Annotated in this window: 12 protein-coding genes; 9 read left to right on the top strand and 3 right to left on the bottom strand. The window is 44.6% G+C overall.

Going from position 1 to position 12,806, the window contains the following annotated elements:
* The first annotated feature begins 9 nt into the window (after window positions 1-9).
* The 5 genes from GVN20_RS20095 (at window position 10) to GVN20_RS20075 (ending at window position 4,273) form a co-directional block, all read left to right on the top strand.
* Complete coding sequence (locus tag GVN20_RS20095) at window positions 10-525, top strand: Uma2 family endonuclease (protein WP_229599132.1); 516 nt, start codon at window positions 10-12, stop codon at window positions 523-525.
* Window positions 526-689: 164 nt separating this feature from the next.
* Window positions 690-2,312: a pyruvate dehydrogenase complex dihydrolipoamide acetyltransferase gene (locus tag GVN20_RS20090; protein WP_166560062.1), complete on the top strand. Its 1,623-nt coding sequence runs from the start codon at window positions 690-692 to the stop codon at window positions 2,310-2,312.
* A gap of 109 nt (window positions 2,313-2,421) precedes the next feature.
* Entirely contained in the window at window positions 2,422-2,964 is a 543-nt protein-coding gene (hslV, locus tag GVN20_RS20085) for an ATP-dependent protease subunit HslV (RefSeq protein ID WP_166560061.1), read from the top strand.
* A 43-nt stretch (window positions 2,965-3,007) separates the two neighbouring features.
* On the top strand, window positions 3,008-3,568 hold the full coding sequence (gene pth, locus GVN20_RS20080) for an aminoacyl-tRNA hydrolase (RefSeq protein WP_166560060.1): 561 nt from the start codon (window positions 3,008-3,010) through the stop codon (window positions 3,566-3,568).
* 240 nt (window positions 3,569-3,808) lie between these two features.
* Window positions 3,809-4,273: a hypothetical protein gene (locus tag GVN20_RS20075; protein WP_166560059.1), complete on the top strand. Its 465-nt coding sequence runs from the start codon at window positions 3,809-3,811 to the stop codon at window positions 4,271-4,273.
* Between the two features lie 129 nt (window positions 4,274-4,402).
* Here GVN20_RS20075 and GVN20_RS20070 read toward each other — a convergent pair whose 3' ends face one another.
* Window positions 4,403-5,806: a Gfo/Idh/MocA family protein gene (locus tag GVN20_RS20070; RefSeq protein WP_166560103.1), complete on the bottom strand. Its 1,404-nt coding sequence runs from the start codon at window positions 5,804-5,806 to the stop codon at window positions 4,403-4,405.
* Window positions 5,807-6,132: 326 nt separating this feature from the next.
* Between GVN20_RS20070 and GVN20_RS20065 the strand changes: the two genes are divergently transcribed.
* Together GVN20_RS20065 and GVN20_RS20060 are read left to right on the top strand one after the other, a co-directional pair.
* Window positions 6,133-7,365, top strand: coding sequence for a lycopene cyclase family protein (locus GVN20_RS20065; RefSeq protein ID WP_166560058.1), 1,233 nt, complete (start codon window positions 6,133-6,135; stop codon window positions 7,363-7,365).
* Window positions 7,362-8,222, top strand: coding sequence for a Brp/Blh family beta-carotene 15,15'-dioxygenase (locus GVN20_RS20060; RefSeq protein WP_166560057.1), 861 nt, complete (start codon window positions 7,362-7,364; stop codon window positions 8,220-8,222). The genes GVN20_RS20065 and GVN20_RS20060 overlap by 4 nt, the downstream gene beginning before the upstream one ends.
* Before the next feature lie 74 nt (window positions 8,223-8,296).
* Here GVN20_RS20060 and metG read toward each other — a convergent pair whose 3' ends face one another.
* A complete protein-coding gene (metG, locus tag GVN20_RS20055; protein ID WP_166560056.1) occupies window positions 8,297-10,360 on the bottom strand; it encodes a methionine--tRNA ligase in 2,064 nt (687 codons plus the stop codon).
* Window positions 10,361-10,643: 283 nt separating this feature from the next.
* On the opposite strand from metG, the gene GVN20_RS20050 reads away from it, so the two are divergent.
* Both GVN20_RS20050 and GVN20_RS20045 read left to right on the top strand, forming a co-directional pair.
* Window positions 10,644-10,835: a hypothetical protein gene (locus GVN20_RS20050; RefSeq protein WP_166560055.1), complete on the top strand. Its 192-nt coding sequence runs from the start codon at window positions 10,644-10,646 to the stop codon at window positions 10,833-10,835.
* 383 nt (window positions 10,836-11,218) lie between these two features.
* Entirely contained in the window at window positions 11,219-11,983 is a 765-nt protein-coding gene (locus GVN20_RS20045; RefSeq protein WP_166560054.1) for a bacteriorhodopsin-like, read from the top strand.
* 274 nt (window positions 11,984-12,257) lie between these two features.
* On the opposite strand, the gene smpB is transcribed toward GVN20_RS20045, so the two are convergent.
* Window positions 12,258-12,695 (bottom strand): SsrA-binding protein SmpB, encoded by a 438-nt coding sequence (gene smpB, locus GVN20_RS20040; RefSeq protein ID WP_166560102.1) that lies wholly within the window; start codon window positions 12,693-12,695, stop codon window positions 12,258-12,260.
* Window positions 12,696-12,806 lie beyond the last annotated feature (111 nt).

Below are 12,806 nucleotides of genomic sequence, written 5' to 3'. Positions count from 1 at the left end.
TGCATAAATATGGGTTTGCCAGCACACAATCATCAATTTTACACCATTGCTGAATACCTCGAACTCGAACGCCAAACTGGCATTAAATACGAGTATGAAGGCGGTGAAGTATTTGCGATGGCTGGAGAAACGGTTAAACACAGTCTTATTGGAAACAATATAGGTGGAGAACTCCGTCGTGTTCTCAAAAATCGTCCGTGCAATGCCTACAACAGCGACCTAAAAATCGCCATCAACGAGGAAAAATATCGCTACGCTGATGCATCGGTGATTTGTGGCCCAGTCGAATACTTTGCTGAGAATCCCGAAGCCGCCAAAAATCCCGTGCTGATTGTAGAAGTGCTTTCCGAAAGTTCAGAATCGTACGACCGAGGTGAGAAATTTAAAAAATACCGTCAAATTCCAACTTTCAGGGAATATGTATTAATTGAGCAACGCTTTCCGTTGGTAGAAGTATTTTTTAAAATAGACGAAAAGACTTGGCAATACTGGTGTATGAGCAATTGGACCAAATGGTGCAGTTAGATTCTATCGAAGCTGAAATTCCGCTTGCCGAATTATACAGCGGAGTGATTTTTAATGAACAAACATCGAACTAATTTCTGAAAGAAATAAACGACTTTTGAGTGTTTCTACTAATTTTGACACTCGAAACTTAAAGGAACTATTCCCTATTCATTCTCACTCATATGGCAGAAGTAATCCGAATGCCCAAGATGTCCGATACCATGACCGAAGGCGTCATAGCAGCTTGGAACAAGAAAGTAGGAGATGTAATTAAATCAGGCGATATCATTGCCGAAGTAGAAACCGATAAAGCGACCATGGACTTGGAGTCGTACCAAGAAGGTACACTTTTGTACATTGGCGTAGAAAAAGGCGCAGCCGTACCCGTAGATGGCATCATGGCAATCGTGGGTGCGCCCGGCGAAGATTACAAGGCGCTTCTTGATGGCGGCGCTGCTCCAGCTCAACCAGCACCTGCCGCAGCTCCCGCTGAGCAACCAGCGGCGGCACCTGCTCCCGCAGTATCAGCCCCTGCGCCCGCCGCAAATGTCAACGCGACGATTGTAAGAATGCCAAAAATGAGCGATACCATGACCGAAGGGGTACTGGTAGCGTGGCTAAAAAAAGTAGGAGACAAAGTAAAATCAGGCGATATTCTGGCCGAAGTCGAAACCGACAAAGCCACCATGGAACTTGAAAACTACGAAGACGGCACCTTGCTCTACGTTGGAGCCAAAGAAGGAGAAGCCGTCGCCGTAGATGGTGTCATTGCTATCATTGGCGAAGACGGCGCTGATTACCAAGCTTTATTGAACAGCGATGGTCAACCAGCCCCCGCAGCAGTCGCTGCACCTGCTCCCGCCGCAACGCCTGCTGCAGCTCAGGCCCCGCAAGTCTCCGACAACGGTGCCGACGCTCGCATTAAGGCGTCGCCATTGGCAAAAGCGTTGGCAAAAGACAAAAACGTTGATTTAACCAAAATCACGGGTTCGGGCGAAGGCGGACGCATTGTTAAGAAAGACATTGATGCCGCGCAATCAGCACCTGCAAAGCCCGTAGCCACTCCAGCTCCAGTACCACAAGCCGCTGCTCCTGCACCCGCCGCCGCTCCAGCGCCCGTGGGCGAATACGAGGACGTGCCGGTATCGCAAATGCGCAAAACCATTGCCCGTCGTTTGAGCGAAAGTTTGTTTACAGCTCCGCATTTTTACCTGACCATGGAAATTACTATGGACAAAGCCATGGAATTGCGCGGCAAAATCAACGAAGTTAGCCCAGTCAAAATATCATTTAACGACATGGTCATCAAAGCCGCAGCTTTGGCATTGAAACAACATCCTGCCGTTAACTCTGCGTGGTTAGGTGATAAGATTCGCAAATACCACTATGTAAATATTGGGGTAGCGGTAGCCGTTGACGAAGGTCTGTTGGTTCCCGTAGTGCGTGACGCCGACAAGAAAGTACTTTCCATTATTGCCGGAGAAGTGAAAGAAATGGCCGCCAAAGCCAAGGACAAAAAACTTCAACCTAAAGATTGGGAAGGCAATACATTCTCAATTTCAAACCTTGGAATGTTTGGAATCGACGAATTTACGGCCATTATCAATCCGCCAGATTCGTGTATCATGGCCGTGGGTGGCATCAAGAAAGTAGCCGCGTTCAAAGAAGACGGCACGATTTATCCCACAAATATCATGAAAGTAACGCTCTCTTGCGACCACCGCGTGGTAGATGGCGCTACTGGCTCGGCCTTCCTCCAAACGTTTAAAAAACTGTTGGAGAACCCGCTCGGAATGTTGGTATAATCAACCTCACGGCAGCGGCCGACCTCAGTCCCTCTCCTACTTTCATTTTTTAGGAGAGGGATTTTTTATTGTTTTTCAATTGTTTTCAATCATCAGACTCATTTATATCATGCAACCAATTCATGCCACAACCGTAGTAGGTATCATTCATAACGGAGAAGTAGTAGTAGGCGCCGACGGGCAGGCCACCATGGGAAATACCGTGGCCAAAAGCAACGTTCGTAAAGTAAGAAGCTTAGCTGGCGGAAAAGTAATTGCGGGATTTGCGGGCTCCACCGCCGACGCGTTTACGCTCATCGAGCGTTTTGAAGAAAAACTCAATGCCTACGGCGGCAACCTCAAACGCGCCGCCATCGAACTCGCCAAAGACTGGCGCACCGACCGATACCTTCGAAAATTGGAAGCCATGATGATTGTGGCGGGAAAAGAAGAGCTGCTCGTTATCTCAGGCACCGGCGATGTACTCGAACCCGACAATCAGGTAGCCGCTATCGGCTCAGGAGCGATGTTTGCCCAAAGTGCAGCCTTGGCGCTCAAAAAACACGCACAGCACCTTTCTGCCGAAGATATGGTCCGCGAAAGTCTCCACATTGCCGCTGATATTTGTATCTATACCAACCACAATCTGGTAGTGGAGAAAGTCAAAGAATAAAGACTGGATTCACTTTTTTGTTTTATAATCAATTACACTTTCTATGAAATACCTCGTCGTAGGTCTCGGCAACATTGGACCTGAATACGCATTTACACGCCACAATGTAGGCTTTATGGTACTTGACCGACTGGCCGCCCAACATGACTTTAAGTTTTCGATGCAAAAACTAGCCTATACCGCCGAGTTTAAATACAAAGGGCGGCAAATTTACTTTATCAAACCGACTACCTATATGAACCTCAGCGGCAAAGCCGTGCGCTACTACATGGACGCGTGGAAAATCCCCGTTGAGAATGTGTTGGTCGTTACGGATGAGATTCAACTTCCACAGGGCAAGATTCGAATCAAACCCAAAGGCTCCAGCGGTGGTCATAACGGCTTACGAAATATTGAAGAATTGCTGGGCACTCAGGAATACACCCGGTTACGGTTTGGGGTTGGCGATGATTTTCCCCGTGGACAACAAGTAAAATATGTTTTAAGTAATTTTCCCGAAAATAGTTTCGAAGAATTACTCATTGATTTGGACCGTGCAGGAGAAGCAATACTTAGTTTTTGTACTTTAGGACTCCAGAATGCTATGAATAATTTCAATCAATGATTGTACTTTTTAAAGAATTTTGCTTTTTTGTAAATAAAAATTTTATTAAAGTTGTACTATTTTAATCAGAATAATATTCCGAAATATTCAAACAAACATTTTGTTTTTTATTAAAAATCAGCGTTTTATGAAAGAATAAACAGAATATTATTCCGAATAACGAAAAACAAAAATTTGGACTTATAAAATCTTGCCGTACCTTTGTATCGTTCAATCAGTAGAAGAGAATTGAACTATATTATGAAATACCCAGTTAAGTTAATTATATTTGTAATAGGATTCTGTTTGGGTTTAATTTCAATCGAATCAAACGCAAAAGATGATAAAATTACCGTAAATACCGCGGGTTTATCAAAAGGAAGAGAAAAGGCATTTGAACAGTACATTACCGATCATTTTACGCCTTTTATTGAGCAGGACGAGTGGAAAGTTTTTACAGAAGTTGTGACTTTATACAACCAAAGCCCGTCCAAGTTAGTGAATGTAAACGCCGAAAAGCAGCAAGAGTTTAAAAGTGCAGTGAAGTTGTTGAATCATGCCATGAAGAGCAGCAATGACGAAAATGCAAAAATTTGGCTCGAGAATGTTCGCAAAACGGCACACAATATAAATTTTCTCTGGACTGTAGATTGGGAAACATTGACTCCCGCCCACGACACAGAAAGAATCATTGGGGAACCAATCAGCATGCTCAACGGTTTTTAATAACTCTTGAAAAGCTGCAAAGAATTTAAAGTTAGTTTTTTCATGTAGAAAAGGTTAAGGGTTTAGGAATAGTCAGTATAAAGCCCCGCTCTCGATAGCGGGGCTTTATCTTTTTATGCCCATCAAGTTCTACACATTCACCAGCATTCCTAGCTTCCGCGCTTCTTTCCAACGTCCCCGGGTAAAATCAGGGAATTTAACTGGCGCATTGCCCCCCTGAATCGAAAGCGCCGAAAGTGGCGTAACCGACGACCATGAAGCCGCATCGTACACATCCATATCTAGCGACGTACCCCGATTGAAGCAATCAATCAAACGGTAAATCAGCACAAAATCCATCCCGCCATGCCCGCCGTTTTTCTCGATTTCGTCTTTCATTTTGGCCCAAATCGGGTGTTTGTATTGCTCTCTGAGCGCCTTGTATTCTTCTTCTTTCAAAAATCCGTGGCCCTGTCCTTTTTTCGAGAAATGACTTGGATAGCCCATGTGAAACGCTTTTGTGCCCGCCAACATGTTGATACGACTGTAAGGACGCGCCGTAACAATATCATGCTGTACCAAAATCGAGCGACCTAAATGTGTCTTAATCAAGGTGTTGTTCATATCACCTTTCTTAAATCCTTTGCGACCGTGAAATTCATTCGTAGGGTCGGTCATTACGGTCGAATCTTCACTTAGGCTTGCTTCCAAACTGCTCATCGAAACCAAATGATTGAAGCGGTCGCCACGGTCGATATTCATATATTGAGCAACTGGCCCCAAACCATGCATCGGATACAGGTTTCCGTCGCGGGCATAGTTGTGACGAATACGCCACATATTGTAGTAATCTGTTTTGGAGAAAAGCATTTCGCGTAGGTCGTGGATATACCCGCATTCCGCGTAGGTAAGGGTGCCAAAAAGACCTTCATTAGCCATGTTGAGCAGCCATAATTCTTCGTCACCGTAGCAGACATTTTCTAACATCATACAGTTACGCTGGGTTTGCTCGGCGGTATTGACCAACTTCCAGCAATCTTCCAAAGTATACGCTGCGGGCACTTCGGTAGCTGCGTGTTTGCCCTGTTGCATGGCATAAACGCACATGGGTACGTGGTCTTCCCAAGGCGTAGCGATGATGACAAGGTCAATATCATCGCGGCGACACATTTCTTTCCAAGCATCCACTTTGGTGTGGTAGTAAGCAACATCATTTACGCCCTGTTTTTCCAACCATTGCTTTGTACGATTGGTGTAACGCTCTTGAATATCACAAACCGCCACAATTTTAGCCTTTGCTCCGCAAGCGTGAACGAGCTTCACGTGACCCGAACCACGGTTTCCTACCCCAATAAAGGCGACACGGACTTGGGCAATGGGTGGCATCTTGAGACCAATGACTGACTTACCCACGGGCTTGGGTGCAAAATTGGCCCGTTCGATTTGCGCCTCAACAGAATTGTTATTGGCTTTGGAAATAAAAGGTAATCCTAAAGCGGAACCTATCGCCGCCGATGCTTTCAAAAACGAACGGCGTTCCAAGAAATTTTTCATGAAATGGGAGGGGTTTGAAGGTTAATTAAATAGTGTCGATTAGGGAGTTTTATTGTCTATTTCTGCGATGCAATACATATCGTTAATTTAATAATAAAATCAGAAATAGTTATAATACAATTGGGAAGCAAATTAATAAAATAATTTAAAAAACGAAATACGAGTGGATAGGATTTAAGGGGATAAGAAGGTATTCCGTGGCTTTGACGTGCGGCAAAACAATCTTAAATAACAAAATGTTGTAAGCTCAAAAGCAAAAACTTTCTAAAAATGCTTCTACCAGCATGTCTATTGTTGGCCTCACACCCACCTACCGAGATTAAATAATGACATCCCCCTCCCTCATTTCAACAGACACTTTAGCTTTTTTTGATTATACAATCGTGGGTGCGGGGGCGTCTGGTCTTTGGCTGGCTCTATCACTTTTTGAGCAGGGACTACTGAATACCAAGCATTTATGCATTGTAGAAAGTGATTCAACAAAGCATAACGACCGTACATGGTGTTATTGGTCAACCTCACCATTAACTCCCAACCAAATGATTAGCCAATCGTGGTCTTCTATTTTCAATCCCCACGACCTCTCCCAACGCAATGATTTATCCCCTTATTCCTATCATCACGTACGCAGTGCCGATTTTTACGCATCTATCAGACAACAACTTGCGGGTTGCGCCAACATTGTCTGGCGCACAATGACCGTTGTAGAAATTGACGACACTGGAGCAAAAGTTAGGATAAAAACCACCGATGATACTTGGTGGAGCAGTCAAGTATTTATGTCGGCCATACCCGGTCAGCCAAATGGCGAACTTGGTTCTTCCAATCCACTCTCTGTATTTTTGGGCAATCAAGAAAGAAATAAAAACAGACTCTTTTTGTGGCAAACCTTTGTCGGCTGGCGCGTCCGAACCGCTGAACCTGTATTTGATGAGACCTGCGCCACCCTCATGCGATTTGATATAGCCCAAAACGGCAGTACTCAATTCATGTACGAGTTGCCTTTTTCGAGTACCGAGGCTCTGGTCGAAATAACCCGATTTGGGGAGTTTAGGCTCACGAGAGATGAAGCCGATGCGGCATTGAGTGATTATATGCTCAAAAAAAACATTAATTATCAAATTTTGGAGGAAGAAGAAGGCGCAATTCCAATGACACCCCAATTTGATATGCAACGAAAGTACCTGAGTGCCCAAACCCGCCTCATCTACCTCGGTACTTTGGGCGGAGCCATCAAGCCCACCACAGGTTATGGATTTCGGCGGATGCAAGCCTACGCCAAAGCCCTTGCTACAGCCCTCAAACAACAGAAACCACTACCCACGATGCGGCGGTCGCGGCGATTTCGATTTTATGACCACCTACTTTTACAAATTTTATACCGCTACCCTAACCGAGGTAAAGCCGTGTTTCAACGCCTTTTTGAAACCCAGCCCGTACCCCGTATTCTGCGATTTTTGGATGAAGAGACCAACCTTTGGGAAGAAATGCTGATTTTTATTCGCCTGCCTATCCGGTTATTTCTTCGCAGTTTAACCTCTTATTATTTCAACTCATGAAATACGTACATTCCCCTTTGTTCATGTTCCAATGCCTATTGCAGGGCTTGCTTATCGGTTTGTTTGCATGGTTGGATTGGAACACTACCGAGCAGGGAGTCCTCTGCGGGGTGTTGCTGTGCAGCGTGGGGATTCCTCACGGGGCCAACGACCATTTGTACCGTCAAAGTACCACGTTGATGGGTTTATTGGCGTTTATCGGCATTTATTTAGGCTCAATGGGCGCTTATTTGGCAGTTTGGTGGGTAGCTCCTGCGGCAGCCCTTGTCATTTTCTTTGCAATCTCACTCCATCATTTCGGACAATCAAACTTTGAAAACCCTTCAGTGTGGTATTTACCCTCTTTACTTTGGGGTATATGGCTGTTGACCTTTCCCGTATTATTGCACTGGGAAGAAGCGCTTGGTATTTTTGGGACGATGGTTGGCAACACAAGTATCAATCTCCCCATTACCCAAACAGCGCGGTGGGGGATTGGTGCCGCATTTTCTCTCATTTATTTCGGCGTTTTGCTTCGTTACGAAAGCCAAAATTGGCCACGATACACTTTGCAATGGGCCGTAGTGACGGCGTGGTATTGGCTCACGCCCTTACTGTTTGGCTTTATTGTGGTATTCTGTCTTTGGCATTCGCTCCAATCGCTCCAACACCAATTGATTTATTATAAAGCAACGAAAAAAGGCACATTCAGACAATTCGCTTTCGCATTGCTTCCCTTTGGTCTCTTGGCTTTGGTCGGTTTTGGGGTGTACGTTTACTTTCGAGGTTTTGCCGTTGGGGAAGCCTTCATTCTTTTATCGCTCATCACGTTGCCTCATATCGTGGTCATGCACCGCCTCTACGGTGCATTTCACTAAAAAAGGGCAAATAAGTTTTGAACCTATTTACCCTTTTTGGTGAAATGATTTTACAATGACACTTCAAGCCCTCGTTATGAAATCGACGCACCCGCCCACACTTCTTTGTGTGGTTGAATTAGCGAAAGACTACCGTCCCGGTCTTCGGCCATGAGAATCATGCCGTTGGATTCTTGCCCCATGATTTTGCGTGGCGCGAGGTTGGCAATGAAGGTCACTTGACGACCCACCATTTCTTCGGGTGTAAAATGCTTTGCAATCCCGCTTAAAATGGTACGTTTTTCAAAACCGTCGTCGACCAAAAACTTCAACAATTTATCGCTTTTCGGCACCCGCTCAGCTTCCAGAATGGTACCGATGCGGAGGTCTAATTTGGCAAAGTCATCAAATTGTACCGTTGGTTTCAACTCAGGCACTGATTTGGTTTCTAATTCATTCATTCTCTTTGCGTCGTGTAATTTTTGAATTTGTTTTTCAATGACGGCGTCTTCAATTTTTTCAAATAACAAAAATGCGTCGCCAATCACCTGTCCCTCAGCCAATAAATCTGCACTTCCCGCTTCTTCCCATTTCCACTGCCCTTCTCCTAACTGTTGGCGAAGTTTGTTTCCCGTAAAAGGCAAAAAGGGCTCACTTACAATGGCCAAGTTGGCCGCAATTTGCAAGGCGATGTTCATGATGGTATTCACCCGATCGGCATCAGTCTTGATGACCTGCCAAGGCTGCGTTTCTGCCAGGTATTTATTCCCCAAACGCGCCAAATCCATCAAAAACGATAAGCCTTCGCGGAAACGGTAGGTTTCGATGGCCTCGGCGATTCGGGGCGGGAAAGCCGCCAGCGTTGCCAAGGTTTCTTTATCAAAATCGGTCAATTCACCGCGTATTGGCACTTTACCATCGCAATATTTGTGCGTTAACACCACCGCACGATTCACGAAATTGCCGTAAATAGCCACCAATTCGCTGTTATTGCGGGTCTGAAAGTCTTTCCAAGTAAACTCACTGTCTTTGGTTTCGGGGGCATTGGCCGTCAACACGTACCGCAGCACATCCTGTTTGTCGGGCATTTCTTCCAAAAACTCATGCAACCACACGGCCCAATTGCGGGATGTCGAAATCTTATCCCCTTCCAGATTCATGAATTCATTGGCGGGCACATTGTCGGGCAAAATATAATCATCGCCCATTGCCATCAAAGTAGCTGGGAAGATGATGCAATGAAACACGATGTTGTCTTTGCCGATAAAGTGAATCAATTTGGTATCTTGGTCTTCTGGTGACGACCGCCGCCACCAAGTTTCCCAACCTGCATCGGTGCCATTTTTCTGAATCAACCAATCTTTGGTGGCCGAAATATACCCGATTGGCGCTTCAAACCAAACATAAAGCACTTTGCCGTCGGTATCGGGCAGCGGCACTTTGATACCCCAATCCAAGTCGCGGGTCATGGCGCGCGGACGCAGCCCTTCTTTCAGCCAAGACTGGCACTGACCGGCCACGTTGGTCTTCCATTCGGTATGGCTGCTGACGTATTTTTCAATGTCAGGCTGCATTTTATCTAGCGGCAAAAACCAGTTTTTAGTGGCTCGCAATACTGGTTTTGAACCTGACAACGTAGAATGCGGATTCTTTAACTCCAACGGACTCAACGCCGTTCCGCAACGCTCGCACTGGTCGCCGTAGGCGTTAGGATTGGCACATACAGGACAAGTACCCACGATGTAGCGGTCGGCCAAAAACTGCTCTGCTACTTCGTCGTAATATTGCTCGCTGGTTTCTTCAATGAAGCCGTCTTTGTCGTAAATGGTTTTAAAAAACTCCTGCGACGTTTCGTGGTGAATGGGCAGGCTTGTCCGTGAATACACATCGAACGAAATCCCAAAATCCGCAAACGACTGCTTGATTTGGGTATAATATTTGTCGACGACGGCCTGGGGTGTTAGGCCTTCTTTTTTGGCGCGGATTGTAATGGGCACGCCGTGCTCATCGGTGCCACTCACAAACGCTACTTCGGCCCCTGTGGCCCGCAAATAGCGCACATAAATATCGGCGGGTACATAACAGCCCGCCAAATGCCCGATATGGATGGGGCCATTGGCATATATGAGGGCGGCCGTAACGGTGTATCTTTTACTCATAATGATAAAATGTCAAATTTGAGAGGGCAAAATTAGTAAAATTAGTTTGATGGTTCGCGTTTTTGCGGCAAACCACCGAATCCTTGGTGTAATACTTATGCCCCTTTTCCCCCACAAAACATATATATAAAGTACCCTGACTGTATACGTTCAAGATCGAATGCTAAATTGGTAAACGCCAATCGTTAAAAATTGATTATTTTGTTTAATTATTTCATTTATTTATTAAACAAATATCAAAAACACTCAGTTTATCTTGTGCATTATAAAAAAAAGAAAAAATATGAAATTTCTAAAAATAGCGTCGCCATACCTATACGTTTCAATGGTAGTATTTGTGGTTTTCCATAACACTGGCTATCAGATTGAGCGCATGATTCAAGTCCCCTATGTCTTGTACATTGTTTTAGCATTAGTAAGCTTTTTTGTCATTCGTTCGGTCATCCAACATTCGACCGACACCGACCATTCATAATCACCTCCAACAAGACAACTTAATATAAATCAGGAACTAACTACCTATTCTACCCAAAAAAACCTTACGTCTCAAAACGAAAAGAACAAATGATACACTATAAATATTGAAGAAAAATTGGCCTATTTATTTTCTTCATATAGAGTATTTATATGCCAAAACGTTTAACAGAACAAAAATGAGACGGCAAATTTTCAGTTTCTAACAAACTATTTTTTTGACATGACCCATGGAGGCTCATGAAGAGAATATACGTTAGAAAGTTTTCAACTTTTTGTTTAATTTTTTTTAAAAAATAATAAACAAAATAACTCAACATTTTCTTTAATGCTACGAGAAACAATCATTCTCAAACAGTATCATCTCTAAACCTTTTTATTAAAATGCAAATGTTAAACATTCTCTTAGACGGTGCACTCGCCGCAGGTGACTACATCGGTTTTACTTTTTTTACGGGCTACATGTCAATGTTGGCCGCATCTATTTTCTTTATCGTTGAGCGCGGCACTGTGGCCGATAAGTGGAAAACCTCGCTGCTGGTATCTGCTTTGATTACGTTCATTGCCGCAGTACATTATTTTTACATGAGGGGCGTATGGCTCGAAACCCACACCTCGCCTACTCAATTTAGATACATCGACTGGACTTTGACGGTGCCGTTGATGTGTATTGAGTATTACCTGATTTTGCGCCCTGCTGGTGCCAAAAGCGGTATGCTCGTCAGACTTTTGTTAGGTTCAATTCTCATGCTGGTTGCGGGCTACATTGGTGAGGCCGTCAGCCCTGAGTCAAATGTGCTGTGGGGCGTCATTTCTACCCTTGGATGGGCCGCTATCATCTATGAAATCTACATGGGTGAGGCTTCCAAAGTAGCCGCCGCATCCGACAGTCAAGCGGTAAAAGATGGTTATAATGTACTGCGTTGGTTTACCTTCGTAGGTTGGGCCATCTATCCAATCGGTTACATGTTGCTTCCGGGCAATCTCCTTAGCGGCCTTGTAGCTGGAGTAGATTTGACCCAAAGCTCCCCCGTCGATTTAGCGTACAACATTGCCGACGCCGTCAATAAAATCGGCTTTGGTTTGGTTGTATACAGCATCGCTAAAAATGCGACCGAATCTGCTAAAGTGAAGGGGGCTGTAGCTTAGTTGTTGTTTTTGAAGTTAGAGTTAGGGTTTAAGGTAAAAAAGTGTAGCCTTTTTTTTAGGGCTGCACTTTTTTGTTTTTAAGGGCGTGGGCCTTATTTGTAGATTTCCACCCAACACAAGCGTAAAATAGTACGGGAAAGGAGAATTGTTTAACTTTGAGCCTGTCGTTATTTCTTATTTACGTATGGATAATTTCATCAAAAACCTCGAAATCAAGAATTTCAAGTCCATCAAGCATCTCACCTTGACTTTTGGGCAGAAGCAAGGTCTACCCCTACTCGTCATTACCGCGTTTGAGGTCGCGATCTTTGATGGTTTCGCGTTTGTCGTAGAGTTTCTTCCCTTTGGCGAGGGCAACGTCTACTTTGGCTAAGCCTTTTTCATTGATAAAAATACGCGTCGGTACCACCGTCAATCCTTGGTCTTTTAGCTTCAACTGCAATTTTTTCAGCTCCCGTTTTTTCAACAACAGCTTGCGGTCGCGCGTGGGATTGTGGTTGGCGTAAGTGCCTTTTTCGTAGGGCGAAATGTGTAAATGATGCACGAGCAATTCGCCATCCTGAAAAATACAGTAGGCGTCGGTCAGGTTGACTTTCCCTTCTCGGATAGATTTTATTTCGGTGCCAGTCAGCACCACTCCAGCCGTATACGTCTCCAAAAAGAAGTACTCAAACGAAGCACGGCGGTTGTTTATATTGATAGTTCTGCTCATTTCTACGATAAAGAGCCAGAAGAAAGCAGGAAAGAAGTCCATAATTTTCGCTTCTCGAGCCTCACTTCTTGCTTCTATTTTAATTTTTTAAGGGTGCGAAGATAACAATTT

It is taken from the genome of Runella sp. CRIBMP (assembly GCF_009905605.1).
GTDB lineage: Bacteria > Bacteroidota > Bacteroidia > Cytophagales > Spirosomataceae > Runella.
The sequence above is the reverse complement of the archived record's forward strand: the minus strand, read 5'-3'. Positions and strand labels throughout refer to the sequence as shown.